The organism is Streptomyces sp. DT190 (assembly GCF_049846985.1).
GTDB lineage: Bacteria > Actinomycetota > Actinomycetes > Streptomycetales > Streptomycetaceae > Streptomyces.
This window is the reverse complement of record NZ_JBNCNM010000027.1, coordinates 1-25,387: the sequence shown is the minus strand read 5'-3', so window position 1 is coordinate 25,387 and position 25,387 is coordinate 1. Positions and strand designations below refer to the sequence as shown.

The window sequence follows — 25,387 nt, the reverse complement described above, 5'->3', positions numbered from 1 at the left end:
GCATCGAGTTCCCGACCCGGCCACGACCATGCCGCCGGGGCGCTCACCCCTGTGTCGTGTGGGTGCCCGGGGACAGGATCTCGTCCAGCACCGTGCGGACCGCCTCGTAGGACATGCGCCGCACGGTCGCGTCCCGGGCGCCCTGGGGGTCCGTCGCGCCCAACTGTTCGCTCCTGGTCTGCCACGCCTGCTCCTCCCGCAGCGCGCAGGACCTCGCGCGCTGGATGCGGCGCAGTAGTTCGTCGGAATCCACCACATCGGTCATGAGCACCGCGTACCCCGGCAGCGCCCGGAGATGGCAGTGGATCACGGCCGTCCGTGCGCTTTTCGAGCCGTGCGGGTGCCCCGGAGGTTTGCAGGTGCGGCGAAAGGTGAGCCGAAGAAGGGAAGCCCGCGGCGCTCGCGAGGTACGCGATCGGATCGCCGCGGCACGTTGGAGGAGGCAACGGGTCCGCGAACCCGGGACGTGCCCGTGCGAGCGGCCGTGGAACGCGATCCGGATCCGTCCTTCCGTCCCGACCGACCAGGGGAGCAGAAGGATGTGCGAGGAGCGCATGATCGAATCCGTCTTCGAACCGCCCGGTGCGAACGGGGTCCGGCCGAGCCATCCGGCCGAGGCGCGCCGGGCCGTGGAGCGGGCCGTGGCCGAACGCTGCCGCGCCACCCGTACCTCGTGCGACGCCGACGCCCTGTCCGACGCGCTGCTCGTCGCCTCGGAGCTGACGACCAACGCGATCCTGCACGGCGGGGGAGTCACCGACTTCCACGTCGACATCGACGGTCCCGGCGTCCGCGTCTCGGTCAGCGACCGCAGTGACCGGCTCCCGGTGACCGCGCCCCGCACCGACCCGCAGGGCCGGACGCGGCACGGCGGCCACGGCTGGCCCATCGTCTGCCGGCTCTCCCGCGACGTCCGGGTGTCGGACCTGCCCGCCGGGGGCAAGTGCATCACCGCTGTGGTTCCCCTGTCCTGAGCTGGTGCGACCGGTGCCGAGACGGTTCCCGGAGATTGCACAGCAAAGCGGAGTTTGTTCCACCGGGTGCAGGGCAGACGCAGTTTCGTGCTTCGGACCGGAGGCGCGCCAGCGGGAGCGGTATGGCTGCTCCGGAGGCCCTCCAGGTCGATCCGGGCAGCGACCGTCCCGCGGTAAATCCCTGAAACCACCGTTCAGGAGCGAATCCGCATGCTCATCGAAACGCCCACCAACCGTCCCGGCACGCCCGAAACGACGACCACCGCCACCAAGCGGCGTCACGACGACGCGCCCGACACCGCCGCTCTCTTCGCCCGGCTGGCGGAGCTCGAGGAGGGCCCCGAGCGGGAAGCCGTCCGCGACGAGCTGGTCACGCTCTGGCTGCCCATGGCCCACCGCATCGCCGGTCGTTTCCGCGACCGCGGAGAGTCGATCGAGGATCTCCGGCAGGTCGCCGCTCTGGGGCTCGTCAAGGCCATCGACCGGTTCGACCCGAGCCGGGGAGCCTTCGAGAGTTACGCCGTCCCCACCATCACCGGCGAGGTCAAGCGCCACTTCCGGGACCGCATGTGGGCCCTGAGGGTTCCCCGCCGCGTGCAGGAACTGCGCAACAAGGTGCGTGTCGCACGGCGTGAACTCACCCAGAACCCGGGCAGCCCCGAGCCCTCCGTGGCGGACATCGCCACCCACACCGGCCTGACCGAGGAAGAGGTCAACGCCGGACTGGAGGCGCTCGACAGCTTCAGCACGCTGTCGCTGGACGCCGAGCTGTCCGCCGACGACGACGGCTACAGCCTCGCGGACACCCTCGGCGCGTCGGACTCGTCCTACGACACCGTGATCGACCGCGAGTCCGCCAAGGAGGGCCTGCGCCGGCTGCCGGAACGCGAACGGGCCATCCTCTACATGCGTTTCTTCGAGGACATGACCCAGAGCCGCATCGCCGACCGGCTGGGCATCTCCCAGATGCACGTCTCCCGTCTCATCAGCCGCAGCTGCGCCCGCGTGCGGGACGAGGTCCTGGGGCAGAAGCCCGGGACCCGGGGCAGCGGCGGTCCCTCCGCGACGGCCTGACCACCCGACCCCCAAGGAGCGAACGACATGCTGAGGCCCCATCCCGCCGTACTGCGCCGTCTCGTCGAGGAGTACGAGGCGCTGTCGGCGACCACCGAGGCCGGCCGCGCGACGGCCGAGGTGAGTGCACGGACCCGTGACCTGGCGTACACGCTGTGCGTGTCCACCGGCACCAGGGACGTCCGGCACGCCCTGGACGCCGCTCACCAGTGGCTCGCGGCCGCACCCGCACCGGCCCGCGAGACCGTCACCCTGGTCACCGAGCAGCGGATGGCGGCCACGGAACCCGCCTGACGGCGGTGTGCGCGAGACGCGACGGGGAAGGCGAACGACACCGAGGGTCCGGCCGGCGGCGACAGCCGCCGGCCGGACCCTCGGTGTCCCCCCTCGCCCCGGCACACACCAGGGAGATCCATGTCCGCACCGGGACGCCCGGCGGCCGCAGACGACGACGGTGAGCTGGAGCGGCTGCGCGCCGAGGTACGCGACCTGCGCGCCCGGGCGCGCGTGTACCCGCTGATCTCGCAGGCCCAGGGCCTGCTGCAGGAGCGGTACGCGCTGGCCGACGGGGAGAGCGCCTTCGCGCTGCTGCAGAAGGCCTCCCAGCGGTACAACGTCAAGCTGCGCACCCTGGCGAACGTCCTGGTCACCGCGCCGCGCCCGGACGGCCGGGAACAGCTGTGGTTCCCGCGGCGCGTCCGCCGGCCGCAACCCCCTCTCACGTTCACCACCGCCCACGAGTCCGGATCCGGCAGCCGCGGCGCCGTCCTGAAGGCCGTACTGCACCGCACCCTGACGGTGACGGAGACCGGCATGGGCAACGTCCAGCTCACCGACCGGGCGCGCGGCGGCCTGCGCATCGAGGAGCACACCGGGCTCACGCCGGACTTCGTCGACTTCTTCGCCCACGTCGGGGAGGACGGCACGTCCTGCGCGCAGGCCGCCCGGGACGTCGCCCAGGTCACCGTCCACGAGGTGGAGAGCGACCCGGTGTTCACCGAGCCGGCCCGGCACGCCATCCTCGCGGCGGGCAGCAGGGCCTGCCACAGCGTCCCGCTGACGACCTCGTCCGGAGTGTGCATCGGCATGGTCTCGGCCCACATGGACCGGCCTCTGCGCGCACTGACGCAGACCCAGACCAGAACCCTCGACACCGTGGGCGCCGAGGCGGGCCGCTGGCTGGCGTGGCACGACCGGACGGTGGTCCTGGACGCCCTGGAGTACCTGCACGCCCTCGGGCGCGCCCGGCGGGGCGCCAGGCTGCGGCGGTCCTGAGCCCGTGTCCCGCGGGGCGCCGCCGCGCCGCTGAGGGCTGTCCCCCCGGCGCTCGGGCCCGGCGCAAGCGGAATTCGCTGGTCCGCGGCGTGCGCGGGGTGTGCCGCGGCCGACCGGGGGCATCCGCAGTCCCGGGAGGTCGACATGAACACGAGTGCGATGGCACAGAGCGGTCGTTTCCGGGCCCGGCGCGTGGCGCGGGGCTCGGTGACCGAGGGGGCGGCACGGGCGGGCTTCACCGCCCGGGGCGTGATCTATCTGCTCGTCGGGGCACTGGCCCTGCAGATCGCCTTCGGCGGCACCGGCCGGCAGGCCGACCGCGGCGGAGCCCTGCAGGAACTGGCGCAGCAGCCGTTCGGCGCGGTGCTGCTGTGGGCCCTGGGCGTCGGGCTCGTCGGCATGGCCCTGTGGCGGCTGTCCGAGGTGATCTTCGGTTCGGTCGGCAAGGACGGCCGCAGCCCCCGCAAGCGCCTGATGGCGGCGGCCCGCTGCGTCTTCTACGTCTTCGTCGCCTACTCCGTGCTGTCGTTCGCGGCCGGCGGCCACCAGAGCGGCTCCAGCGACCAGCAGTCCCGGGACGCCACGGCCAGGGTCCTGGAGATCCCCGCCGGTCAGTGGCTGGTCGGCGCCGCCGGGCTGGGGATCGTCGTGGCCGGCGGCTGGATCGCCGTGCGCGCGATCCGGCGCAAGTTCCACGACAAGCTGCGGCTCGGGCAGATGAGCCATCGCACGCGGCGGCTGGTCGACGTCACGGGCGTGGCCGGCGGCGCCGCCCGCGGGCTGGTCTTCGCCGTCGCCGGTGTCTTCGCCGTCCGCGCGGCGATCGACTACGCACCGGACCGGGCCAAGGGGCTGGACGACACCCTGCGCAGCCTCGCGGAGACCCCGCTCGGCCCCTGGCTGCTGGCCTGCGTGGCGGCCGGGCTGGTGCTCTTCGGGGTGTTCTCCTTCGCCATGGCTCGCTGGCGGCGTGTCTGAGCCGCGTCCGGCGGGGAACACGGGACGGATGAGCGATCCCGAGATCCCGCATGGCGACGGCCGGCCCGTGGACGTGTACCTGGACCTCCTGCGCATCCGGATGGACACGGAGGACTACCGCCTCCTGATGCGCGTGGTGGAACCCGTCCTCGAGGCGATCGACGAGGAACGCCTGTCCAGCCTCGACTTCGCGCTCGACTCCGGGGGCGACGACGAACTGCCTCAGGAGGTCCGTGACGAGGTGGCCCTCGTCATCGCCACCGCCGTCACCGGCCGCCTGGACAACGAAGTGATCGAACTCGACGTCGACGACACCGGCCCGGTCCGGATCGTCACCGACGCGACCACCGCGTCCGACCCCGTCCGGCTCGGCGAGATAGCCGACTACATCAAGGAACGGCACCGGCAGACCGAGGAACTGCGGGGCATCGCCGAGGTGAGCGGACTGCCCACCGACTTCTGAACCGGCGGCCCCGCGGGCCCGTGAGGCGCCTCACCCCCGAGGCGTCTCCACCGGCACGCCCAGCGGCCGGGCGAGACCGAGCACGGCCTCGTCCAGCCGCTCCAGATGCCGCAGCACGCGATCGGTGATGCGGCCGTAGCGCGGGGTGCCGGCGTCGGAGCCCAGCAGTGCGGCGATGCTCGGGCCGGTCTCGACCCTCACCTCGGCGTGCTCGTCGGCGACCCGGGCCGCGATGGCCTCGATGTTGCGCACCGTGCGCGCCGCCGCCCCGCGCAGCCGCGGGTCCGCCGCGATCGACGGATGCGTCGGCAGCAGCTCGGCGGTGGCCGCCAGGGTCCGCGCGTGGTACGCGCACGTCTCCAGCAGCGCCACCACGTACCGGGCGGTGTCCCGCCGGGCCCGCAGCGGAGTGACCGGATGGGTCAGCGGCTGGGTGGCGGCCCGCAGGTCGGCCAGCGCCTGGTCCAGGTCGCGTGCCTTGTCCAGCAGCTCGTCCGCCGGTCCGCCGCTGAGCTGCCCGACCGCGGCCTGCGCGACGTCGCCCAGCCGGTCCAGCACGGTCCCCAGCAGCTCGTTCGTCCGCCGGTCCGTCCGCACCGGCAGCACCAGCGCCGCCGCGACCACCCCGCAGACGGCGCCGATGGCCGTCTCCTCGATGCGCAGCACCAGCACGTCCAGGCTGTAGGTGTGCAGCAGCGTGTACAGCAGTCCCAGCATCGCCGTGACGAAGAACGACATCAGCGTGTACGACAGCGGCGCCACGTAGAACATCGCGAAGATCAGCACCAGCACCAGCGCGAACGCCGTCACCGTGTGCTGCCCGACCAGCCCCGCCAGCGCGATCCCGGCCACGACGCCGAAGACCGTGCCCAGCAGCCGCCGGTAGCCCTTGACCAGGATCTCGCCCGTCGAGGAGGTGTTGATGAAGACGATCCAGCACGTCAGCACCGCCCAGTACCAGCGCTGCGTGGACAGCAGCTCCCCGCCCGCGATGGCCAGGGAGGAACCGACCGCGACCTGCACGGCCGCGCGCGTGGTGGGGCGCCGCAGCCCCGTCTGCTCGTCCTGGGCCGGTTCCTCGGCGCCGCCGTCGAGCGCGGCCTCCTCGGCGTCCAGCTCCTCGCGGGAGCGGGCGGTGGCGGGGGAGTCGTCCGACTCGTCCTGCGGGCCGTCCAGGGCGATCCGCAGCCCCAGCACCGCGCGGGCCGCCTCACCGATGCCCCGGAAGACGTCCTGCACGGCGGCGGAGGCGGGCGGCAGGTTCTCCTCGTCCCGGTAGCCGAGCAGCCGGTTGCGCACGTGCGCCAGCCCGGTGCCCGAGTCGCCGCCGCCGGCCCGCAGCACCAGCGTGTGCAGCGCCCGCAGATCCCGCCGCAGGACGGCGGTGGACTCGTCGGGCACGGCCGGCACGGTCACCGACGGGGCGGGCGCACCGGGCAGGTGCAGGGTGAGCGTGTCGGCCCGTTCGGCGCTGCGGGCCGACAGCAGCAGCAGACCGAGCCGCTCGGCGGCGATCTCGGCGTCCGCGATCCGGCGCTGCACCAGCCGCGCCGCCGACTCGTCCGGGGTGCCCTCCTCCAGCCGCCCCTGGATCATCATGGCGGTCTCGTGCAGCCGCGCGGTGCCCTCGCGCACGGCGGCGAGCGCCTTGTCCATGTCGTCCTCGCCGGCGTCGAGGAGGTCGAGCTGCGCCGACACCAGCTGGGCCAGCCGGGCCCGGAAGGCCAGGCGCAGCCGCACCAGGACGCCCGCGGGCGTCGCGGGCACCACCGCGAACCGCAGCACGGCACTGGAGCAGAACGCCAGGGTGATGGCCCCGTACAGCGCGGGCAGCGAGGAGACGGTGGCGCCCACGAACAGCGACAGGAAGTACACCTGGAAGGCGATCAGCCCGAGCGCGGTGCCCCGGTCACCGAACCGGCGGCCGTAGACCGCGCAGAAGATCAGGACGACGAAGAAGGCGTCACCGACGACGCGACGCTCGCCCAGCACCGCGCTCAGGCTCACGGAGGCCAGCGCCACCGGCAGCCCCAGCGCCAGCGTCACCGCCTGGGCGCCGGGCTGCTTCTCCCGGATCGCGAAGGTGGCGACCATGGCCGCCATGGCCCCCGCCACCAGGTGCGGCACGTCCGTCCCGAACAGGGCGAGCACGGCCAGGGTGAGGGCGATCGCGCCGACCGTCCGCAGCCCGGCCGTCAGGCGCAGCAGCCCCGGGTCGGACGCGGCGATCCGGTCCCGCAGCCGCGTCCGCACCGAGTGTCCCGCTGCCTTCACGCCGCCGCACTCTCTCCCGACTCGCACACCAAGATCCGCACCTCAGCATGTCATGCCATGCGCGGCGGCCCCCGCCCGGGCCGGGTGCTACTCCTGCCGTCCGGCCGCCTCGACGTGCGCCCGCACCTGGTCCGGCGTCAGATAGGCGTCGGTGTACTCGAAGTCCTTCAGCCGCGCCGGCTTGCGGGCCTGGAACCCCGTGCGCACGAAGTCGTCGCCGGCGACCGCGTTGAGCAGCCAGTTGGTCATCACCCGGGTCTTGGCGACGTTGGTGCGCAGCGCCGACCAGTGGTACCCGCGGGCGACGGCCTGCGCGGGCAGGCCGCGCAGCTCGATGCCCAGCGGCTTGGACACCGCGTCGGTGCCGCCGAGGTCCACGACCAGCCCCAGGTCCTTGTGGACGTACGGTGCCATCGACCGGCCCCGCAGCGAGGCGATGACGTTGTCGGCGACGTGCCTGCCCTGCCGCAGCGCGTGCTGCGCCGTGGGCGGGCACATGGCCCCGTCGCCCTTGGCCAGGTCGGGCACGGCGGCCGCGTCGCCGAGCGCGAACACGCCGTCGCTGCCCCGCAGGTTCATCTCGGGGGCGACCGCGAGACGGCCCTTGACGGTCTCCGCGCCCAGCGTGGCGATCAGCGGGCTGGCGACGACACCGGCGGTCCAGATGAGCGTGCGGGTCGGGATCACCCGTCCGTCGGTGAAGGTGACCTCCTCCGGGCCGGCCTTCGCGATGGACGTGCCCAGGGAGATCTCGATGCCGCGGCGCCGCAGGATCTCCTGCGCGCTGCTGCCCAGCTTCTCGCCGAGCTCCGGCATGAGCTTCGGCGCGATGTCGATCAGGTGCCACTTGATCAGGCCCGGGTCCAGCCGCGGGTAGCGCTTGACGGCGGCGTGCGTCAGACGCTGCAGGCAGGCCGCGGTCTCGGTGCCCGCGTAGCCGCCGCCGACCACCACGAACTGCAGCCGGGAAGCCCGCTCCTGCGGGTCCTGGCTCGCGTCGGCCAGGTCCAGCTGGGAGATGACGTGGTCCCGGATGTACGCAGCCTCGGCGAGGGTCTTCATCCCGAAGGCGTGCTCGGTCAGGCCCGGGATGTCGAAGGTCCGGGTGATGCTGCCGGGCGCCAGCACGATGTAGTCGAACGGCTCGTTGACGGTCTCGTCGGTGATGGTGCGGATGACGCACACCTTCGCCTTCAGGTCGACGCCGATGGCGCCGCCCGGGATGATCCGCGTGCGGTACTTCTTGCTGCGGCGCAGGGACACGGCGATCGACTGCGGCGTCAGCACGCCGGAGGCGACCTGGGGGAGCAGCGGAAGATAGAGCTGGTAGGCGAACGGCGTCACCAGGGTGACGTCGGCCTCGTCCGGGGAGAGTTTCCGTTCCAGACGGCGGACGCACTCCACGCCGGCGAAGCCTGCGCCCACCACCAGGATCCTGGGTCGTGTCACGGTGTTCATCCCTTTCTGCGGCTCCAGGCGGTCTGCCTCGAACGCCTTCCGACTGCCCCTGGATCGCCGGTTCGCACCCTCTTGATCCCACCTGGTGTGCGGCCGGGACGCCAGTCGGACGTGGCAGGCAGACGAACCCGTCGATCACCACCATGCCCGCGCGGTGGCCGAAAAGCACCGGCCGGGAGTGAAGAAGGCGTGCACACCGGGCGGGGGACCGGCCGTCAGGACGCGGCGTCCCCCCGGACGTGACACAGCAGCAGGCACACGTCGTCGTCGCGCTCGGAGTCGCTCAGCAGCGGATGCAGGATCCGGTCCGCCGCGCCCTCCAGATCCGCGTCGAGTTCCGCGGAACCGAATCCGCCCAGCGCCGCGGCGAGCCGCTCGATCCCCGGGTCTATGCCCTGCGCACGCCGCTCCACCAGCCCGTCCGTGTACAGCGCGAGCGTGGAACCGGGCGACAACTGCACCGTGTGGTCGTGGATCTCCTGGGTCAGGGGGATGCCGAGCATCGCGCCGGGCTTGGCGTCGAGGGTGCGCACGGTGCCGTCGGCCAGGCGCAGCACCGGCGGCGGATGACCGGCTGCGGCCCAGGTCAGCGTGGGCTCGTCGGGGTGGAACCGGGCGATGACGGCCGTGGCGTACAGATCCGGCTGCAGGTGGTGCAGGAACCGGTGCAGCCGGGTCAGCAGCCGGCCCGGGCTGTCGCCGTCGACGGCGTACGCCCGCAGCGCGGTGCGCAGCTGGCTCATCATGACCGCGGCGTGCAGCCCGTGCCCGGTCACGTCGCCGATGACGGTGATGAGGCCGCCGTCGCGCTGGGGGAAGGCGTCGTACCAGTCACCGCCGATGTTCAGCCCGTGCGTGGCCGGCAGGTAGCGCGCGGCCAGGCTGAGGCCGGGCGTGGCCGGCAGGTCGGTGAGCAGGGCCCGCTGCAGCGTCTCGGCGATGTCGCGGTTGTGCTCGAAGCGCCGGGCGTTGTCGATGGCGATGCTGGCCCGCCGGGTGAGCTCGATCAGCATCACCGCGTCGTCCGGGTCCCAGCGCGCACCGGGCGGCGACAGCGTGAGCACGCCCAGCGGCGCCCGCCGCGTCGGCAGTGGCACGCACAGCAGCGGCGTACCGGGGTGCAGCGCCGACGGCGGCTGGTCGTCGACGCCGGGCAGCCTGCCCGGGTGGTCGGCCGCGTACTGGGGCCGCCCGGTCCGCGCCGCGAGCACCGCGGCGGCCGCGTGCGGCGTCGACCGGTGCTTGTCGTCCTCGTCGAACAGCCAGACGTCGACGCTGCTCGCGTACTCCGGCACCAGCAGCTCGGGCAGCCGGCGCACGATCTCCTCGTGGTTGAGGGAGGCCGTCAGCACGGCGCTCGCGTCCGCGAGGAACGTCAGCCTGCGGCGGGCGCTCTCCGCCTCGTTGCGGGCGCTGCGCTCGGCGGCGAAGGCCTCACGCTGGGCCCGGCCTGCCGCGTCCAGCTCGGCGTGCAGGGCCAGCACGCCCTGGTTGGTCTGGTGCAGCTCCTCCCGGTGGAAGGCGACCAGGTCCTCCTGCTCGGTGAGCTTGTCCAGGACCACGCCGGTGTCCTCGTCGGCGCCGAGCAGTGCCTCGGCGAGGGCCGCGGGGTCCTCGGAGACCGTGCCGGCCTCGGTGGCCTCGGCCGCCTCGGGGCAGGTGACGGTGACCTCCCAGGGCGGTTCCCCCGCGGCGCTCGCCTCCGGCGGCGGGGTCACCACGGCGTGCAGCAGCCCCTCCTCGGCGGGCGACCCGGCGAGGTTGAGGGTGAGCAGCCAGGTGCCGCCCTTGGTGAGGCACTGCCGCAGGTGGGCGCTGAGGCCGGCGGTGAGCCGGGTCCGTTCGAGGGTCGGCACACCGTAGGCGGCGGCCAGCCGCGCGACGGCGATCCGGGCGCGTGCGGCGTCGGTGAGGGTGGTGATCTGCCAAGTGCGCATCATGGGCGTTCCGGCGGGGTGGGAGTCAGCACGGCCACGGCGATGTCGTCCCGCACCGGCCGGGCGGGACTGCTCGCGTCGCGTATCGTCACGGCGGCCGTCACGGCCGGGTCGGCCGCGGGCGCGCCGGGGTCGTCGGACGGCGGTGCCCAGCGGCTGGGCAGCCCGTCCGAGTGCAGGACGAGCAGCCGGTCGTCCGCCCAGCCCGCCTCCTCCTCGCGGAGGGTGGTGGGTCGGTGGACGCCGACGATGCCGGGCCGCGACAGCAGGTGCCGCCAGGTGCCGTCGGCGCGCAGCCGCGCCCCCACGTTCCCTATGCCGGCGAACCTCAGCCGCCCGGCCCGCAGGTCGAGCTGGGCCAGGGCGACGGCGGCGCCGCGGGTGCCCCGCAGCGCGTCGTGGAGGTGCCGCAGCGCCTCGGCGGGGGAGAGGTGGGCCCACCGGTGCAGCGCCGTGACCGCGGCGGACGAGGCCCGGGCGGCCTCCGGCCCGTGCCCCAGCCCGTCCGCCAGCATCAGGGTCACCCGGTCCCCGGACCGCGCCCAGGTCCAGGCGTCACCCGAGTACTCCGCCCCGCCGTAGGGGATGTTCACACCGCCGGCCCGTACCCCGGCGAGCGGCCCGGAGCGGTCACGCGCCGACACCTCCCGCGTCGCGCGTTCCACGGTGCCACCACCGGCCGGCACCCGGCCCGGCCCGCCGGGACGCCCGGGGGCCTCCCCGCCCGGCACACCGGCCGGCGCGGAGGGCCCCACGGGGCCGATGGCGGAGCCGGCCGGTGCCGGACCGTTCCGGAGAGCGTCCCGCGCGGTGGCGTCACCCGGCCCGGCGGGGCCGGGCGTGTCGGTGCGGGCCGCCGCGTGCCCCGTCAGGCCGCCGCACGCCATGGCCGCGAGCGGAGACGGTGCCGTGGACGGGGCGCCGCCCGCCCCCGGCCCGTCCTGGGAGGCCGAGTCTCCGGGCCCCGTCCAGGGGCCGGCGTCCGGGCCGGCGGCACCAGTGGCTCCGTCGGCCCACGCGGAGGCCGCCGCAGCGGTGGACTCGGCACCGCCCCGGGGCGTGGCGCCGACGCGTGCGACCGCCACCGTGCCGCGGCCGGGCGTGCTGTGCAGGCCGAAGTCGTCGGCGAGACGCCGGCACGTGCCGAGGCCCGCGCCGAGCGAGCGGGTCGTCGAGAAACCGTCGCGCACGGCCGCGGGGACGTCGTGGATGCCGGGGCCGTGGTCGATCGCGGCGATCTGCACGACGCGGGACTCATCGCCACCGCCCAGCAGCACGGGCGGGGCGACGATGTCGATGAGCACCTGCCCGCCCTCCGCGTGCTTGAGCAGATTCGTGGCGAGCTCGGTGGCGACCAGCGCGGCGGCCGCCGCGCGGCGCTCGTCGAGACCGGCCAGCGCGGCCGCCTGTTCCGCGGCCACCCGTGCGTCGCGCACCCGGGTCGAGTCGCGCACCGGGATGTCCCACACGCGCGGCATCAGGCCTCCTCGCGGGGCCGCGGCGGCTGGGCCACCCAGCAGGTGACCCGCACCGTCGTGCCGGAGCCGGGCGTGCTGTCGATGTCGAAGTCGTGCACCAGGCGCCGGGCACCGCTCAGCCCCATCCCCAGCCCGCCGCCGGAGGTGTAGCCGTCGCTGAGCGCCTGGTCGAGGTCGGCGATGCCCGGCCCCTCGTCGCTGAAGGACAGCCGCAGCCCCTGTACGGCGCCGCTGCGGACGCGGGTCGCCTCCATCTGTCCGCCCCCGCCGTGCACGAGGGTGTTGCGGGCCAGCTCGCTGGCGGCGGTGACCAGCTTGGTCTGCTCCACCAGGCCGAAGCCGAGCTGGGCAGCGGCCTGCCGTACGTGCTGGCGCACCCACACCAGGTCCATGTCGGACCGGATGGGCAGGCAGGCCTCGACGCCCGCGGCAGTGTGCATCACGGACTCTCCAGACGCGGGCCGCGGGCTCGGGTCACCGGCGAGTGCGGGGAGAGGAGCTCCATGCCCGCCTCCGTGCTGAGCGCGGTCCTCAGGCCCGGCAGCGTCAGGCCCAGTTCCACCAGGGTGATGGCGACGGCCGGGCGCATGCCGGCCACCACCGTCCGTGCGGCCAGCAGCTTGGCCTGCGCGGCGATCTCGGCCAGCACCCGCCCCAGGAAGGAGTCGACGATCTCCACGCCGGAGATGTCGATGAGGACACCGCGGACGCCGGTGCGGGAGATGGTCTCCGCGAGGTCCTGCTGCAGTTGCTGCGCCGTGGTGTCGTGCAGGTCCCCCTGGAGCGTGACCAGCAGGACGTCACCGAGCCGGAGCACCGGCACGTGGCCCGGGACGGGTCGGGGGTGTGTGTCGCTCACCGGTGACCCGCACCCGGGTTCACGATGTCCGCGCCGAGCTGGTGCAGCGCGTACCCCAGCGCGTCCGAGAGGCTCGCGCGGGTGAGGACGTCCAGGTCGAGACCCAGATGGACCATGGTCTGTGCGATGGCCGGCCGGATGCCGGAGACGATGCACTCGGCGCCCATCAGCCGCGCCGCCGCCACCGTCTTCATCAGGTGCTGCGCCACCAGCGAGTCGACCGTCGGCACACCCGTGATGTCCAGGATGGCGAACCGGGCGTGCTGGTCGACGACGGCGTTCAGCAGCGTCTCCATCACCACCTGGCTGCGGGCGCTGTCGAGCGTCCCGATCAGGGGCACGGCCACGATGCCGTCCCACAGCCTGATGACCGGCGTCGCCACCTCGAGCAGCTGCATGCGCTGCCGGTCGCTGAGCGCCTGCCACTCGCTCAGTGCCGTCTGCATGGCCACCAGGCGCAGGGTGCCCATCAGCACCGTCAGCGCGGTGGAACACGCGCGCAGATGCTCGGGCGGGGCCTGCTCGAGATCGGAGGCCAAAAGATTTTCCACGGGCGGCCTCAGGGCGGCCAGCTCGCTGGAGACCTGGGTGTTGGACAGCCCGGCGCGGGAGCGGGCCGCGCCCATGCGGGCCAGCTGCTCGCGCACCCCGCTGAAGCCCGCGGCGTCCGGGTCCTCCACCTGATCCGAGTCGGCCACCTGGGCCAGCGCGTCGACGACGGCCTTGCCCGCCTCCACCGCCTCGTCGCGCGAGACGGTGAACACGGTGCGGAACAGGGGCTCGTCCGCCCACCGCTGGGCGATCTGCTCACGCCGTCGGTGCAGGAAGTCCCGCACCTCGTGCGTCGGCGTGGCGAGCTGTCCGTCCGCTTCGTGCTCCGGCACCTGGTTCTCTCCTCATCCGCGTTGCGTCGACCGAGCCCGCTTCTGGCAACGAGAACGGCGATGTGACACTTGCCGGGCGACAACTCTAACCATGCGCCGACCTCGTACGACACCGGATCCGGTGCAGGCGGCCCGGTCCCGGGCGACGGCGGTCGGGCACCGCCGTCTCCGGCGTGCGCGGGGGGTGAACCACCGTTCGGGCAGGGCGAAGCCGGGCCCCGGCCGACCGGTTCCCACCGGCGCCGGGCCCAGGGTCGCCCGTGGGTCGGGCGCCCTACGCCTCCGGCTCCTCGGGAACCACCGGGCCCGCGTCGACGCGGGCCAGCGCCTCCTCCACGTTCTCCGATATCGGCACCGTGATGCTCACGCCGGTCAGGTCGAGGATGCGGCGCACGGCCGGAGTCGGCCGGATGACGTGCACGCTGCCGCCGTCGCCCCGGGTCTCCTGGTAGACGCGCAGGATGATGTTCATGCCCGAGGAGTCCATGAACGGGACGGACGAGAGATCGAGCAGGAAGTGTCGTCGGCCGTGGTGGAGTTGGTTGGCCAGATGGGCCTGGAACTCGGTCGCGGTGTCGACGTCCAGGTAGCCGTCGACCGTGATCAGGGCCACGTCCTCCCGGGGGAGTTCGACTTCCACGGACAGCGGGTTCTGGGCGAGGGGCACGGGTACCTCCAACAAGTGCTACGGCCTGGGCTGGTCACCTCTGGGGATGACCGCGGTGCGGGGCGATGCCGGTCGTGTCGCGGGCTCGACTGCCGTCTGTCATGTGCCTCCCTTCGCTGCCGGGCTCCGTTTCCACCGCGCCCCCGCGATTACCCCGGAAACCGCCCTCCATTCCCCCCGATCTGGATCCCGCCCGGATCGTGTTCCCGGGCGCTGGTACACGGGTACGCCGAATGCGCGTGCGACAGAGGGGTAATTGGCTGGGGAGCGGGGCGGGCGGCGAGTCGTCCGCCGGGCTCGAGCGATCCGCACACCGTCAGGGAGGATGGAGCAGCGTGACCATCGACAGAATCTGGTCGTACGCGCCGGACAGCGGTCACGTCGAGGGGCAGGACCTGACCGGTTTCGCCGTCGCCGCGGCCGACGGCACCATCGGGCACGTGGACCGGGAGGCCGCTCCGCACGGCCTGCGGCACCTGGTCGTCGACACCGGCGTCTGGGTGTTCGGCCGCAGCGTGCTGGTGCCGGCCGGGGTCGTCACCGGCATCGACACGCAGGCCCGGAAGGTCACACTGGCCTGCACGAGGGCGGACGCCAAGGCCGCCCCCCGCTTCCAGACCGACAGCGAGACGCGGGACCAGCAGTACCTGCGGACCGTGGGGGACTACTACGACAGGCTGCCCCCACGCGAGACGACCCCGGTCTGAGAACCGGGGTCCGAGGTCGCCGATGCCGGCGGCACGGGTGTACCGCGCCCGTGCCGCTCGCGGCTCACCAGGGCAGGAAGACGTGGACGTCCTTGCCCCGCTCGTCGGTCACCACGCTCACCTGGTCGCACAGGGTGTGGATCAGGTGCCAGCCGATCCCGCCGCCACCGCTGCGCGGATCGAAGGGCCGCGGGGCGGGCTCGGTGGTGCTGGTGTCGCGCAGGACCACGTGCACGCCGTCGAAGGTGCGGCGCATCCGCAGCGCGAAAGGTCCCGGCGCGTACTGGACCGCGTTGGCGGCCAGTTCCGTCACCACCAGCAGGATGTCGTCCCAGTACTCGGGGGCGGAGGGCGGTGCGGAGCGTGCCAGGTCACGCAGGAACTCCTCCGCGGCCAGCCGCGCACCCGTGACGTCATGCGGCTCGCCCACGAAGCTGTTCGTGCGGCTCGGGATCTCCTCGGAGGTCAGGGCGTCGTCCCCACGCGGCTCGGTTGACATATCGCCTTTCCGGCCCGGGCGTCAGCTAGAGCTGTCGTCAGGGCTGTCGTCCTTTCTCTTGCGTCGCCACTGTTGCGTGTTCCCGAGGGGGCGAGGCCTACGCGTCCGGTGGCGTGCTCAACGGAACACACTGTCCGAATCGTCCCAATGCGAGGGTTCGTCCGGCGTGCTCGGCCGCCCAGGACGCCTGCGGGTGGCGTACATCGCGTCGATCTCGCCGGCGCAGTGGCGCACGATCTCGTCGCGGCGCAGCTTCATGGACGGGGTCAGCAGCCCGTTGGTCACGTCGAACGGCTCCGGTAGCACCCGGAACACCCGGATCGACTCCGACGGCGACACGGCGCTGTTGGCCGCGGCCACGGCCCGGGCGACCTCCTCGCGCAGCGCGTTCTCCTCCCTGGCCTCCCGCATCTCGCCCTGCAGGGCCAGCGCGGCCCGCCAGTGCGCCAGGAACTCCGGGTCCAGCGTGATCAGGGCACCCACACAGGGCCGGTTGTCACCCACGACCACGGCCTGGTGGATGAGCGGGTGCATCCGCAGCCGCTGCTCCAGCGCGGCCGGGGCGACGCTCTTGCCGCTGCTGGTGATGATGATGTCCTTCTTGCGGCCGGTGATCGTGAGGTAGCCCTCGGAGTCCAGCCGGCCGAGGTCACCGGTGGCCAGCCAGCCCCCGCGCAGCGCGGCCCGGGTGGCCGCCTCGTCGCCCACGTAGCCCTGGAACACCGACGGCCCCCGCACCAGGATCTCGCCGTCCTCGGCCACCCGGATCTCCGTGCCCGGCAGCGCCTTCCCGACGGTGCCCGACTTCTCCCGGCCCAGCGGCTGCATCGTCACCCCGCCGGAGGTCTCCGTCAGGCCGTACCCGTCGTGCACGTAGATGCCGATGCCCTCGTAGAAGAGCGACAGGTCGCGGCTGAGGGGCGAGCCGCCGGACGTCGCCCGCTGCACCCGGCCGCCGAGCGCGGCCCGCAGCCGGCGGTAGACCGTGCGCTCGTACAGGGCGTGCTGCAACCGCAGGTCGAGGCCGGGCCCGCGGCCCCGGCCCAGCCGCTGGCGCTCCAGGGCGGCGGCGAAGTCCCGGGCGGTCCCGGCGGCCCGCTCGAAGAGTCCGCCGTGGCCGCCCTGCTGCGCCGTGCGCAGGAAGTTCTTGTAGATCTTCTCGAAGACCGAGGGGACCGCGTAGAAGTACGTGGGCCGGAAGGAGCGCAGCGCCGCCGACAGCGCCTCGGCGCCGAGGTCCGCCTGGTGCCCCATGAGGAGTCCGCCGCGTACGCACAGGCCCTGGATCATCAGCCCGTACACATGGGAGAAGGGCAGGAACGCGAGCACCGAGCCCTGCTCGCCGCGCGGTGCGGCCGTGTGTCCCCAGCCCGCCAGCAGGGTGTCGCAGGTGCCGGCGAGGTTGCGGTGGCTCAGGGCGCAACCCATGGCGTGGCCGGTCGTACCGGAGGTGTAGGCGATCACGGCCGTCGAGTCCGGCAGCACGATGCGGCGCATGGAGTCGACCGTGGCGAGCGGCACGTCCTGGCCGCGCACCGCCAGCTCCCGCAGCGCGCCCGCGTCCAGCTGCCAGACGTGGCCCAGCAACGGCAGCGAGGCGCACACCGAGCCGACGGTCATGACGCCCTGCTCGTCCTCGACCACCACGGCCACGCAGCCGGCGTCCCGCAGGATCCACTCGACCTGGTCGCGCGAGGAGGTCGGGTAGATCGGCACGACCTCGGCCCCCACCGCCCACAGCGCGTAGCACAGGACCGTCCACTCGTAGCGGGTGCGCGCCATGATCGCCACGCGGTGGCCCGGCGCGATCCCGGCGGCGATCAGGCCCTTCGCCACGTCCACCACCTCGTCGCGCAGCTCGATCGCCGTGACCTCCTCCCAGACGGTGGAGGCCGGGTCGGCGCGGCGGGCGAGCACCGGCCGGGCCGGTTCCCGGTCCGCCGTCTCGAAGACGCTGTCGGCGAGCCCGCCGGTCAGGGGCGAGACGGCCGGTGGAGCGAGGGCGAGGTCGCGCATGCACTGCTCCTGACATGTACGGGGGGTGACGCTGCCGACGGCCACCGTCATCGGCGGTGCTCGAATGTAGTCGAGTCGGGACCCTTCGGGGTCGGGAAATACGGAAGTGGGTCCGCTGATGATCTCGACGCGATCGGGGGACCCGGCAGACATGAGTCACTACAGTCCGGATCCCGAGCCCGAGCGCAGCACCGGTCTCGAGCCCGGCGGCGGTGTGCCGCCGGGCGAGACCCCGCCCGCGGAGAGCAGCATGCCCGAGGCACTGCCGCGGGAGCCCCACAGCCCGACCAAGGGCTGGGCCAAGGCGCCGATGGCCGTGATCATCGTCCTGACGGTGCTGATCGCGGCCTTCTTCCTGGCCTACGCCCTCGTCCTGATCCTCTGAGGAGGCGACGACACCCCGGGACGTCTCAGCCCTGCGTGTGGCGCACGCACTCGGTGACGACGTCCCGCAGGCTCCCCGTGCGCTCCATCAGCTCGCGCTGCACCTGCGCGCCGTTGCCGTCGCGCAGCAGCTCCTCGCAGGCCACCCGGACCCGGTCCAGGTCGCCGGTGCCGTCGAGGGCCTCCTCGACGTGGTCCAGCAGCGCCCGCAGGACGGACTCGGCGGGCATGCGCCGCATGGTCGTGGGGTGCAGCAGCTCGCCCGTCAGCCCGCAGCGGGCGGCCTGCCAGTCCGCCAGCCGCAGCAGGCTGACGCCGTGGTCCAGCGGCTCCCGGCCCTCGCGCCACTCACGGGCGGCCGTCTCGACCAGTCCGCGCACGAGGCTGGCGATCAGCACGGCCGTCCCGGCGTGCAGGCAGACGTCCGCGACCCGCAGCTCCACCGTCGGGTAGCGCGGGGACAGCCGCGCGTCGAAGTAGATCATCCCCTCGTCGAGGAGGGCCCCGGTGGCCACCATGTCCGCGATCTGGCGGTGGTACCGCTCGGGCGAGCCGAAGAGCTCGGTGGGGCCGGCCGACGGCCACCGCAGCCACACGCGGCTGCGGTAACTGCTGTACCCCGTGTCCTTGCCCTGCCAGAACGGCGAGTTCGCGCTGATCGCCCTGAGCACCGGCAGCCAGGGCCGCAGCCGGTCGACGACGGCGACACCCTCCTCGTCCGACTCCACCGACACATGCACATGACATCCCAGGACGAGTTGCTCCTGGGTGGCGATGCCGTACTGGTCCGCCATCCACTGGTAGCGCCGGTTCAGCCCGACCGCCGGGCTCACCGGCAGCGGCGACGTGGCGAGCGCCGCCACCGTGCAGCCGATCTCCCCGGCGTGCCGGGCGGCCTCCTTGCGGCAGCGGACGATCTCCGCGTGCAGCTCCTCCATCGACGACTGGGGATGCGTCGCGAACTCCAGCATCTGCTCGTGGAGTTCCTTCTCGAACACGTCCTGACCAGCGTCGTCCTGAGCCGCCCGCGCCAGGACCGCCGCGGACAGTGCCCGCGGCTCCCCGGACTCCGGATCGACCAGGAGGAGTTCCTCCTCCACTCCCACGGTCCGCACCTGATGCCCGCCTTCCAAGACTCCGAAGCGTCGACCCCCGGGTTTTCCCGGGGGTAGACCCCCAGTGCCCCTCACAGGCCGGTCGGACACCTGGTGCGACGAGCGGACATCACCCCACGGACGGCGTGAGCCACACCGTGGCCAGCGGCGGCAGGGTGATCCGGACCATGCCGTCCTCCGGCTTGACCGCGTCCGGGTTGGTCACGCCGCTGCCGCCGTAGCGGGTGTCGTCGGTGTTGAGGACCTCCTGCCAGGCGACGGCGTCGCCCGGCACCCACAGGCCGTAGTCCTCGCGGACCACGGGGGAGAAGTTCGACACCGCCAGCAGCGGGTTGCCCTCGGCGTCGTAGCGCAGGAACGCGTAGACGTTGTCGTCGGCCGAGTCCACCGCCACCCAACGAAAGCCCTCCGGGCGGGTGTCGTACTGCCACAGCGCCGGCGTCGCCCGATAGGCCGTGTTCAGGTCGCGGACCAGGTCGCGCACACCGCGGTGGTCGCCCGCCGAGTGGTAGCCCTCGTCGAGCAGCCACCACTCCGGGCCGTGCTCCACCGACCACTCGGCTCCCTGCGCGAACTCCTGCCCCATGAACAGCAGCTGCTTGCCCGGGTGGCCCCACATGAAGCCGAGGTAGGCCCGCAGGTTCGCCCGCCGCTGCCACCAGTCGCCCGGCATCTTCGTCACCAGCGCCTGCTTGCCGTGCACGACCTCGTCGTGGGAGATCGGCAGGACGTAGTTCTCGCTGTAGGCGTACACCATCGAGAACGTCATCTCGTGGTGGTGGTACTTGCGGTGCACCGGCTCGTGGGAGATGTACTCCAGCGAATCGTGCATCCAGCCCATGTTCCACTTCAGCCCGAAGCCGAGCCCGCCGGTGTCGGTGGGCCGGGTCACCCCGCCCCAGGCGGTGGACTCCTCCGCGATCGTGACCACGCCCGGCGTCCGCCGGTACACCGTGGCGTTCATCTCCTGCAGGAACGCCATGGCCGCCAGGTCCTCTCGGCCGCCGTGGGCGTTGGGCTCCCACTGGCCGTCCTCGCGCGAGTAGTCGAGGTAGAGCATCGAGGCGACCGCGTCCACCCGCAGCCCGTCGATGTGGAACTCCTCGCACCAGTACACGGCGTTCGCGACCAAGAAGTTGCGCACCTCGGTGCGGCCGAAGTCGAACTCGTAGGTGCCCCAGTCGGGGTGCTCCGCACGCCGGTCGTCACCGGGCTCGTAGAGAGGCTCCCCGTCGAACCGGGCCAGTGCCCAGTCGTCCTTCGGGAAGTGGGCCGGCACCCAGTCCATGATCACGCCGAGGCCCGCGCGGTGGCAGGCGTCGACGAAGAAGCGGAAGTCGTCGGGCGTGCCGAGACGGGCCGTGGGCGCGTAGAAGCCGGTGACCTGGTAACCCCAGGAGCCGTGGAAGGGGTGCTCGGCGACCGGCATCAGCTCGACGTGGGTGAAGCCCAGGTCCTTGACGTACTTCGGCAGTTCCTCGGCGAGCTCCCGGTAGGTCAGCCCCGGCCGCCAGGACGCCAGGTGCACCTCGTAGACCGAGAACGGCGCCTCGTGCACCGGCCGGTCCGCGCGGTGCGCCATCCACTCCGTGTCGCCCCACTCGTAGTGCGAGGCCGTCACGACGGACGCCGTGTTGGGCGGCTCCTCGGTGCGGCGGGCCATCGGGTCCGCCTTGAGGAAGCGGTGCCCGTACCGGGAGTGGATCTCGAACTTGTACGCGGTGCCCTCACCGACACCCGGCAGGAACAGCTCCCACACACCGGACGCGCCGAGCGAGCGCATCGGGAACTGCGTCCCGTCCCAGTGGGTGAAGTCCGTGGCCACCCGCACGCCCTGCGCGTTCGGCGCCCACACCGTGAAGCGCGTGCCCGGCACGCCCTCGTGGGTCATGGGCTGCGCGCCGAGCGCCTGCCACAGCTGCTCGTGCCGGCCCTCCCGGATCAGGTGCAGGTCGAGCTCGCCGAGCGCGGGCAGGAAGCGGTACGGGTCGGGCGTCTCCTGCTCGCCCTCCGCGTAGACGATGTGCAGGGTGTACGCGGGGATCTCCGTCAGCGGCAGCACGCCCGAGAAGAGGCCGTCGCCTTCCGAGACCAGGGCCGTGCGCCGCCCGTCGATCACCACGCTCACGGCGCGGGCGAACGGGCGCAGGGCCCGGAACACGACCCCGCCCGGGACCGGGTGGGCGCCCAGCAGCGCGTGCGGATCGTGGTGGGCGCCCGCCAGCAGGCGCCCGCGGTCCTCCGGGCTCAGGGCGGGTGCGGTCGGGCTCGGGACCGGGCCGGACGGCTCCGGGATTGAGGTGTCTCGCAGGGCCACGGCTCAGTCTCCTCTCACGGCGAGGCGCTCGATCGCCGCCATCGGTACAGGCAGCCAGTCGGGGCGGTGCCGTGCCTCGTACAGCACCTCGTACACGGCCCGGTCCGTCTCGTAGGCGCGGAGCAGGCCGTGCTTCTTCCGGGGGTCCCAGCCGGCGCGGGCGGCATAGCCCGCGCAGTAGGCCTCGCGGCAGCGCCGCGCCCACTCCGGGCGCCAGGGGCGGCGCTGCCGGGCGGCGTAGTCGAAGGAGCGCAGCATCCCGGCGATGTCCCGCACGGGGGAGTGGGCGCTGCGCCGTTCGGAGAGCGGCCGGGACGGCTCGCCCTCGAAGTCGATGACGAACCAGTCGCGCCCGGCCCGCAGCACCTGACCGAGGTGCAGGTCGCCGTGGATGCGCTGGGCGGGCGGCCCGGCGTCGCAGCCGGTGAGCGCGGCGAACGCGGCCCGCAGGCCCGGCACGTACGGCTGCAGCGCGGGGACGCAGTGCGCCGCGGCGTCCAGCCGCTCGACCATGGCCGAGGCCGTGCGCCCGTTCTCGCCGGGGGCGCCGACGGGGAAGGCCGAGGCCAGCGCGAGGTGCACCTCCGCCGTGGCCGCGCCCAGCGCCCGCGCCTGGGCCGTGAAGTCGTCACCGGCGGCCAGCGCGTGCAGCGCGAGCGTCCAGCCGTCGGAGGCGTCCCGCAGGTACGGCTGGAGCACCCCGAGGGTGGCCTGGAACGGATGCCTGGTCTGGAACCAGGCCACGGGCGCCGGGACGCGGTGGCAGCCCTGCCGGGCCAGCGCCCCCGGCACCTCCAGGTCCGGGTTGACGCCGGGCTGGATGCGCCGGAACACCTTCAGGATGTACTCGTCGCCGTACACCAGCGAGGAGTTGGACTGCTCGGCGTCCAGCAGGCGCGGTACCAGCCCGCCGGGCACCCGCTGGTCCGGGTCGCACTCGAAGCGCAGGGGGCCGGCGGTGCCCGGGTGCCGCAGCCGGTCCAGCAGCAACTGGGCCGACCGCGGGTCGTGCAGCGCGTCGTAGACGGTCAGGCCGGCCAGCGGCCCGTCCTGCACCCGCCCGATCAGCGCCCGGCCGAGCCGTGGCGCCGGGTGCTCCCGTACGCCGAGCAGCAGCTGGTAGCAGTCGCCGGCCGGGGGCGCCCCGCCGGGGGAGGGCACCCCCGTGTGGCCCGCGTGGCCGGCGTGGACGAGCAGGTGCAGACAGCCCGGGAAGAGCTCGGTCATCGACAGCAGGCCGAGCTCGGTGACGGGCCGGTCCTTGCCCGCGAACCAGCGCTGCCGCGGCAGCCAGTCGCGCAGGAGCCCGCCGAGCGACTCCATGGGCTCGGCCAGGCGCGTGAGGTCCGGGCGGAGGGATGCGGTCTTCGGCATGGTCACGCCTCCTTTCGTCGGCGCATGCTCACAGTCGCCTGCCGATGCGGGATGCGACTCGAGTGAGCCGGAACCAGTAGAAGCCGTGGCCCCCGAGCGTCAGCAGATACGGAAGTTCACCGATGGCGGGGAAGCGGACCCCGCCGAACAGCTCCACCGGGTGCCGGCCGGCGAACTCGCGCAGGTCGAGTTCGGTCGGCTGGGCGAACCGCGCGAAGTTGTTCACGCACAGCACCAGGTCGTCCTCGTACTCCCGCAGGAACGCCAGCACCGCCGGGTTGGAGGAGGGCAGTTCGGTGTAGGAGCCGAGGCCGAAGGCCGGGTTCTGCTTGCGGATCTCGATCATGCGGCGGGTCCAGTGCAGCAGCGACGACGGCGACGACATCGACGCCTCGACGTTGGTCACCTGGTGGCCGTAGACCGGGTCCATGATCGCCGGCAGGAAGAGGCGGCCCGGGTCGCAGGTGGAGAACCCGGCGTTGCGGTCCGGCGTCCACTGCATCGGGGTCCGCACCGCGTCGCGGTCGCCGAGCCAGATGTTGTCGCCCATGCCGATCTCGTCGCCGTAGTACAGGATCGGCGAGCCGGGCAGGGCGAGCAGGAGCGCGGTGAACAGCTCGATGGTGTGCCGGTCGTTGTCCAGCAGCGGGGCGAGCCTGCGCCGGATGCCGATGTTGGCGCGCATGCGGGGGTCCTTGGCGTACTCGGCCCACATGTAGTCGCGCTCCTCGTCGGTGACCATCTCCAGGGTCAGCTCGTCGTGGTTGCGCAGGAACATGCCCCACTGGCAGTTCGACGGGATCGCCGGTGTCTTGGCCAGGATCTCGGAGACCGGGTAGCGGGACTCGCGGCGGACGGCCATGAAGATGCGCGGCATGACCGGGAAGTGGAACGCCATGTGGCACTCGTCGCCGCCGGCGGCGTAGTCGCCGAAGTAGTCGACGACGTCCTCGGGCCACTGGTTGGCCTCGGCGAGCAGCACCGTGTCCGGGTACTGCGCGTCGATCTCGCGGCGGACCCGCTTCAGGAAGGCGTGGGTGGCGGGCAGGTTCTCGCAGTTGGTGCCCTCGGCCGCGTAGAGGTACGGCACGGCGTCCAGCCGGAAGCCGTCGATGCCCAGGTCCAGCCAGAACTTCAGCGCGGCCAGGATCTCCTCCTGGACGCGCGGGTTCTCGTAGTTGAGGTCGGGCTGGTGCGAGAAGAAGCGGTGGAAGAAGTACTGGCCGCGCACCGGGTCGAAGGTCCAGTTCGACGTCTCGGTGTCGACGAAGATGATCCGCGCGTCCGGGTAGCCCTTGTCGTCGTCGGCCCACATGTAGTAGTCGCCGTAGGGCCCGTCCGGGTCCTTTCTCGACTCCTGGAACCAGGGGTGCTGGTCGCTGGTGTGGTTCATGACGAAGTCGATGATCACGCGCATGCCGCGCTGGTGGGCGGCGTCGACGAACTCCACGAAGTCGGCCAGGTCGCCGAACTCCGGCAGCACGGCCGTGTAGTCGGAGACGTCGTAGCCGCCGTCGCGCAGGGGCGACTTGAAGAAGGGCGGCAGCCACAGGCAGTCGACGCCGAGCCACTGGAGGTAGTCGAGCTTGGCGGTCAGGCCCTTCAGGTCACCGACGCCGTCGCCGTTGCTGTCCTGGAAGGATCGGACCAGCACCTCGTAGAAGACGGCGCGCTTGAACCACTCGGGGTCGCGGTCCCTGACGGGAGTGTCCTCGAAGGTGTCCAGCACGGGCTCGTTCACGGTCATGACGTTCCTGCCCCTCCGTTCCCTTGCGCGGCGGGCGGCGACTGGACGTGGAACACGTGCGCCGGAGCCCGCCCCGGCTCCAGGCGCACATAGTTGTTCCGGCCCCAGTGGTAGGTCTCGCCGGTGAGTTCGTCGCGCACCGGCACCGACTCGTGCCGGTCCAGGCCGAGTTGCGGCATGTCCAACGAGACCGTGGCCTCCTGGGCGTGGTGCGGGTCGAGGTTGGCGACCACGAGGACGACGTCGGAACCGGTGCGCTTGCTGTACGCGATGAGCGCGTCGTTGTCGGTGTGGTGGAAGCGCAGGTTCCTGAGCCGGTGCAGCGCGGGGTGGGCGCGGCGGATGGTGTTGAGCCGGGTGAGCAGGGGGGCGATGGTGCGGCCCTCGCGTTCGGCGCGTTCCCAGTCGCGGGGGCGGAGCTGGTACTTCTCGGAGTCGAGGTACTCCTCGCTGCCTTCGCGCAGCGGGGTGTTCTCGCACAGTTCGTAGCCGGAGTAGACGCCCCAGGTGGGTGAGAGGGTGGCGGCCAGGACGGCGCGGACCTCGAAGGCGGGCCGGCCGCCGTGCTGGAGGTAGGCGTGCAGGATGTCGGGGGTGTTGGCGAAGAAGTTGGGCCGCATGTAGCTCGCGGTCTCACCGGACAGTTCCGTGAGGTACTCGGTGAGTTCTTCCTTGGTGTTGCGCCAGGTGAAGTAGGTGTAGGACTGCTGGAAGCCGATCTGGGCCAGGGTGTGCATCATCGCCGGGCGGGTGAAGGCCTCGGCCAGGAAGATCACGTCGGGGTCGGTGCGGTTGACGTCCGCGATGACCCGTTCCCAGAACACCACCGGCTTGGTGTGGGGGTTGTCGACCCGGAAGATGCGCACCCCGCAGTCCATCCAGTGCCGCAGCACCCGGCAGGTCTCGG

22 protein-coding genes and 3 pseudogenes are annotated in these 25,387 nt (G+C 72.8%); 8 read left to right on the top strand and 17 right to left on the bottom strand.

Annotation, left to right across the window (positions count from 1 at the left end):
* Positions 1–43: 43 nt before the first annotated feature.
* Complete coding sequence (locus tag ACPXCS_RS33760) at positions 44–265, bottom strand: hypothetical protein (RefSeq protein ID WP_425951326.1); 222 nt, start codon at positions 263–265, stop codon at positions 44–46.
* A 274-nt stretch (positions 266–539) separates the two neighbouring features.
* Between ACPXCS_RS33760 and ACPXCS_RS33755 the strand changes: the two genes are divergently transcribed.
* From ACPXCS_RS33755 to ACPXCS_RS33730, 6 genes are all read left to right on the top strand, one after another.
* Positions 540–974 carry an ATP-binding protein gene (locus ACPXCS_RS33755; RefSeq protein ID WP_425951325.1) on the top strand — a complete coding sequence of 145 codons (435 nt, stop codon included), beginning with the start codon at positions 540–542 and terminating at the stop codon, positions 972–974.
* 210 nt (positions 975–1,184) lie between these two features.
* The gene (locus ACPXCS_RS33750; protein ID WP_425951324.1) at positions 1,185–2,048 is read left to right on the top strand and encodes an RNA polymerase sigma factor SigF; all 864 of its coding nucleotides are present in this window, start codon (positions 1,185–1,187) and stop codon (positions 2,046–2,048) included.
* Positions 2,049–2,075: 27 nt separating this feature from the next.
* Positions 2,076–2,342, top strand: a complete 267-nt coding sequence (locus ACPXCS_RS33745) for a DUF5133 domain-containing protein (protein WP_425951323.1) — start codon at positions 2,076–2,078, stop codon at positions 2,340–2,342.
* A 120-nt stretch (positions 2,343–2,462) separates the two neighbouring features.
* Positions 2,463–3,323 (top strand): ANTAR domain-containing protein, encoded by an 861-nt coding sequence (locus ACPXCS_RS33740; protein ID WP_425951322.1) that lies wholly within the window; start codon positions 2,463–2,465, stop codon positions 3,321–3,323.
* A gap of 144 nt (positions 3,324–3,467) precedes the next feature.
* Entirely contained in the window at positions 3,468–4,301 is an 834-nt protein-coding gene (locus tag ACPXCS_RS33735; protein WP_425951321.1) for a DUF1206 domain-containing protein, read from the top strand.
* A gap of 28 nt (positions 4,302–4,329) precedes the next feature.
* On the top strand, positions 4,330–4,764 hold the full coding sequence (locus ACPXCS_RS33730) for a hypothetical protein (RefSeq protein ID WP_425951320.1): 435 nt from the start codon (positions 4,330–4,332) through the stop codon (positions 4,762–4,764).
* A 30-nt stretch (positions 4,765–4,794) separates the two neighbouring features.
* Here the strand turns inward: ACPXCS_RS33730 and ACPXCS_RS33725 are convergent, their stop codons facing one another.
* From ACPXCS_RS33725 to ACPXCS_RS33685, 9 genes and pseudogenes are all read right to left on the bottom strand, one after another.
* Complete coding sequence (locus ACPXCS_RS33725; RefSeq protein ID WP_425951319.1) at positions 4,795–7,038, bottom strand: FUSC family protein; 2,244 nt, start codon at positions 7,036–7,038, stop codon at positions 4,795–4,797.
* 87 nt (positions 7,039–7,125) lie between these two features.
* A complete protein-coding gene (locus ACPXCS_RS33720; protein ID WP_425951318.1) occupies positions 7,126–8,496 on the bottom strand; it encodes an NAD(P)/FAD-dependent oxidoreductase in 1,371 nt (456 codons plus the stop codon).
* Positions 8,497–8,711: 215 nt separating this feature from the next.
* On the bottom strand, positions 8,712–10,436 hold the full coding sequence (locus ACPXCS_RS33715; RefSeq protein WP_425951317.1) for a PP2C family protein-serine/threonine phosphatase: 1,725 nt from the start codon (positions 10,434–10,436) through the stop codon (positions 8,712–8,714).
* Positions 10,433–11,260, bottom strand: a pseudogene (locus ACPXCS_RS33710) (PP2C family protein-serine/threonine phosphatase); the annotation flags it as partial. The gene ACPXCS_RS33715 and the pseudogene ACPXCS_RS33710, both read right to left, overlap by 4 nt.
* Positions 11,261–11,488: 228 nt before the next feature.
* Positions 11,489–11,911: pseudogene (locus ACPXCS_RS33705) on the bottom strand (ATP-binding protein); the annotation flags it as partial.
* A complete protein-coding gene (locus ACPXCS_RS33700; RefSeq protein ID WP_425951316.1) occupies positions 11,911–12,351 on the bottom strand; it encodes an anti-sigma regulatory factor in 441 nt (146 codons plus the stop codon). The gene ACPXCS_RS33700 and the pseudogene ACPXCS_RS33705, both read right to left, overlap by 1 nt.
* Positions 12,351–12,770 (bottom strand): STAS domain-containing protein, encoded by a 420-nt coding sequence (locus tag ACPXCS_RS33695; RefSeq protein WP_425951315.1) that lies wholly within the window; start codon positions 12,768–12,770, stop codon positions 12,351–12,353. Before ACPXCS_RS33695 ends, ACPXCS_RS33700 begins: the two co-directional genes overlap by 1 nt.
* Positions 12,767–13,654 carry an STAS domain-containing protein gene (locus ACPXCS_RS33690; protein WP_425951314.1) on the bottom strand — a complete coding sequence of 296 codons (888 nt, stop codon included), beginning with the start codon at positions 13,652–13,654 and terminating at the stop codon, positions 12,767–12,769. The genes ACPXCS_RS33695 and ACPXCS_RS33690 overlap by 4 nt, the downstream gene beginning before the upstream one ends.
* A gap of 274 nt (positions 13,655–13,928) precedes the next feature.
* Entirely contained in the window at positions 13,929–14,321 is a 393-nt protein-coding gene (locus ACPXCS_RS33685; RefSeq protein ID WP_425951313.1) for an STAS domain-containing protein, read from the bottom strand.
* A gap of 335 nt (positions 14,322–14,656) precedes the next feature.
* Here ACPXCS_RS33685 and ACPXCS_RS33680 point away from each other — a divergent pair, with 335 nt between their 5' ends.
* Positions 14,657–15,028, top strand: coding sequence for a PRC-barrel domain containing protein (locus tag ACPXCS_RS33680; protein WP_425951312.1), 372 nt, complete (start codon positions 14,657–14,659; stop codon positions 15,026–15,028).
* A 64-nt stretch (positions 15,029–15,092) separates the two neighbouring features.
* On the opposite strand, the gene ACPXCS_RS33675 is transcribed toward ACPXCS_RS33680, so the two are convergent.
* Together ACPXCS_RS33675 and ACPXCS_RS33670 are read right to left on the bottom strand one after the other, a co-directional pair.
* The gene (locus tag ACPXCS_RS33675; protein ID WP_425951311.1) at positions 15,093–15,527 is read right to left on the bottom strand and encodes an ATP-binding protein; all 435 of its coding nucleotides are present in this window, start codon (positions 15,525–15,527) and stop codon (positions 15,093–15,095) included.
* 117 nt (positions 15,528–15,644) lie between these two features.
* Positions 15,645–17,543 (bottom strand): AMP-dependent synthetase/ligase, encoded by a 1,899-nt coding sequence (locus ACPXCS_RS33670; RefSeq protein WP_425951310.1) that lies wholly within the window; start codon positions 17,541–17,543, stop codon positions 15,645–15,647.
* A gap of 151 nt (positions 17,544–17,694) precedes the next feature.
* On the opposite strand from ACPXCS_RS33670, the gene ACPXCS_RS33665 reads away from it, so the two are divergent.
* Entirely contained in the window at positions 17,695–17,928 is a 234-nt protein-coding gene (locus ACPXCS_RS33665; RefSeq protein WP_425951309.1) for a DUF6480 family protein, read from the top strand.
* A 25-nt stretch (positions 17,929–17,953) separates the two neighbouring features.
* Here the strand turns inward: ACPXCS_RS33665 and ACPXCS_RS33660 are convergent, their stop codons facing one another.
* From ACPXCS_RS33660 to ACPXCS_RS33640, 5 genes and pseudogenes are all read right to left on the bottom strand, one after another.
* Entirely contained in the window at positions 17,954–19,042 is a 1,089-nt protein-coding gene (locus ACPXCS_RS33660) for a glutamate--cysteine ligase 2 (RefSeq protein ID WP_425951308.1), read from the bottom strand.
* Positions 19,043–19,151: 109 nt separating this feature from the next.
* A complete protein-coding gene (gene glgB / locus ACPXCS_RS33655; RefSeq protein WP_425951307.1) occupies positions 19,152–21,359 on the bottom strand; it encodes a 1,4-alpha-glucan branching protein GlgB in 2,208 nt (735 codons plus the stop codon).
* 3 nt (positions 21,360–21,362) lie between these two features.
* On the bottom strand, positions 21,363–22,733 hold the full coding sequence (locus ACPXCS_RS33650; RefSeq protein ID WP_425951306.1) for a maltokinase N-terminal cap-like domain-containing protein: 1,371 nt from the start codon (positions 22,731–22,733) through the stop codon (positions 21,363–21,365).
* 28 nt (positions 22,734–22,761) lie between these two features.
* Positions 22,762–24,480, bottom strand: coding sequence for a maltose alpha-D-glucosyltransferase (gene treS, locus ACPXCS_RS33645; RefSeq protein ID WP_425951305.1), 1,719 nt, complete (start codon positions 24,478–24,480; stop codon positions 22,762–22,764).
* Positions 24,477–25,387 (bottom strand): annotated as a pseudogene (locus ACPXCS_RS33640) (alpha-1,4-glucan--maltose-1-phosphate maltosyltransferase); the annotation flags it as partial. The gene treS and the pseudogene ACPXCS_RS33640, both read right to left, overlap by 4 nt.

Coding starts and splice junctions, on each gene's coding strand:
- ACPXCS_RS33755 (WP_425951325.1), top strand. CDS start 540: ATGTGCGAGGAGCGCATGATCGAATCCGTCTTCGAACCGCCCGGTGCG.
- ACPXCS_RS33750 (WP_425951324.1), top strand. CDS start 1,185: ATGCTCATCGAAACGCCCACCAACCGTCCCGGCACGCCCGAAACGACG.
- ACPXCS_RS33675 (WP_425951311.1), bottom strand. CDS start 15,527: ATGTCAACCGAGCCGCGTGGGGACGACGCCCTGACCTCCGAGGAGATC.
- ACPXCS_RS33715 (WP_425951317.1), bottom strand. CDS start 10,436: ATGATGCGCACTTGGCAGATCACCACCCTCACCGACGCCGCACGCGCC.
- treS (WP_425951305.1), bottom strand. CDS start 24,480: ATGACCGTGAACGAGCCCGTGCTGGACACCTTCGAGGACACTCCCGTC.
- ACPXCS_RS33735 (WP_425951321.1), top strand. CDS start 3,468: ATGAACACGAGTGCGATGGCACAGAGCGGTCGTTTCCGGGCCCGGCGC.
- ACPXCS_RS33700 (WP_425951316.1), bottom strand. CDS start 12,351: ATGCACACTGCCGCGGGCGTCGAGGCCTGCCTGCCCATCCGGTCCGAC.
- ACPXCS_RS33670 (WP_425951310.1), bottom strand. CDS start 17,543: ATGCGCGACCTCGCCCTCGCTCCACCGGCCGTCTCGCCCCTGACCGGC.
- ACPXCS_RS33745 (WP_425951323.1), top strand. CDS start 2,076: ATGCTGAGGCCCCATCCCGCCGTACTGCGCCGTCTCGTCGAGGAGTAC.
- ACPXCS_RS33650 (WP_425951306.1), bottom strand. CDS start 22,733: ATGCCGAAGACCGCATCCCTCCGCCCGGACCTCACGCGCCTGGCCGAG.
- ACPXCS_RS33665 (WP_425951309.1), top strand. CDS start 17,695: ATGAGTCACTACAGTCCGGATCCCGAGCCCGAGCGCAGCACCGGTCTC.
- ACPXCS_RS33720 (WP_425951318.1), bottom strand. CDS start 8,496: ATGAACACCGTGACACGACCCAGGATCCTGGTGGTGGGCGCAGGCTTC.
- ACPXCS_RS33740 (WP_425951322.1), top strand. CDS start 2,463: ATGTCCGCACCGGGACGCCCGGCGGCCGCAGACGACGACGGTGAGCTG.
- ACPXCS_RS33760 (WP_425951326.1), bottom strand. CDS start 265: ATGACCGATGTGGTGGATTCCGACGAACTACTGCGCCGCATCCAGCGC.
- ACPXCS_RS33730 (WP_425951320.1), top strand. CDS start 4,330: ATGAGCGATCCCGAGATCCCGCATGGCGACGGCCGGCCCGTGGACGTG.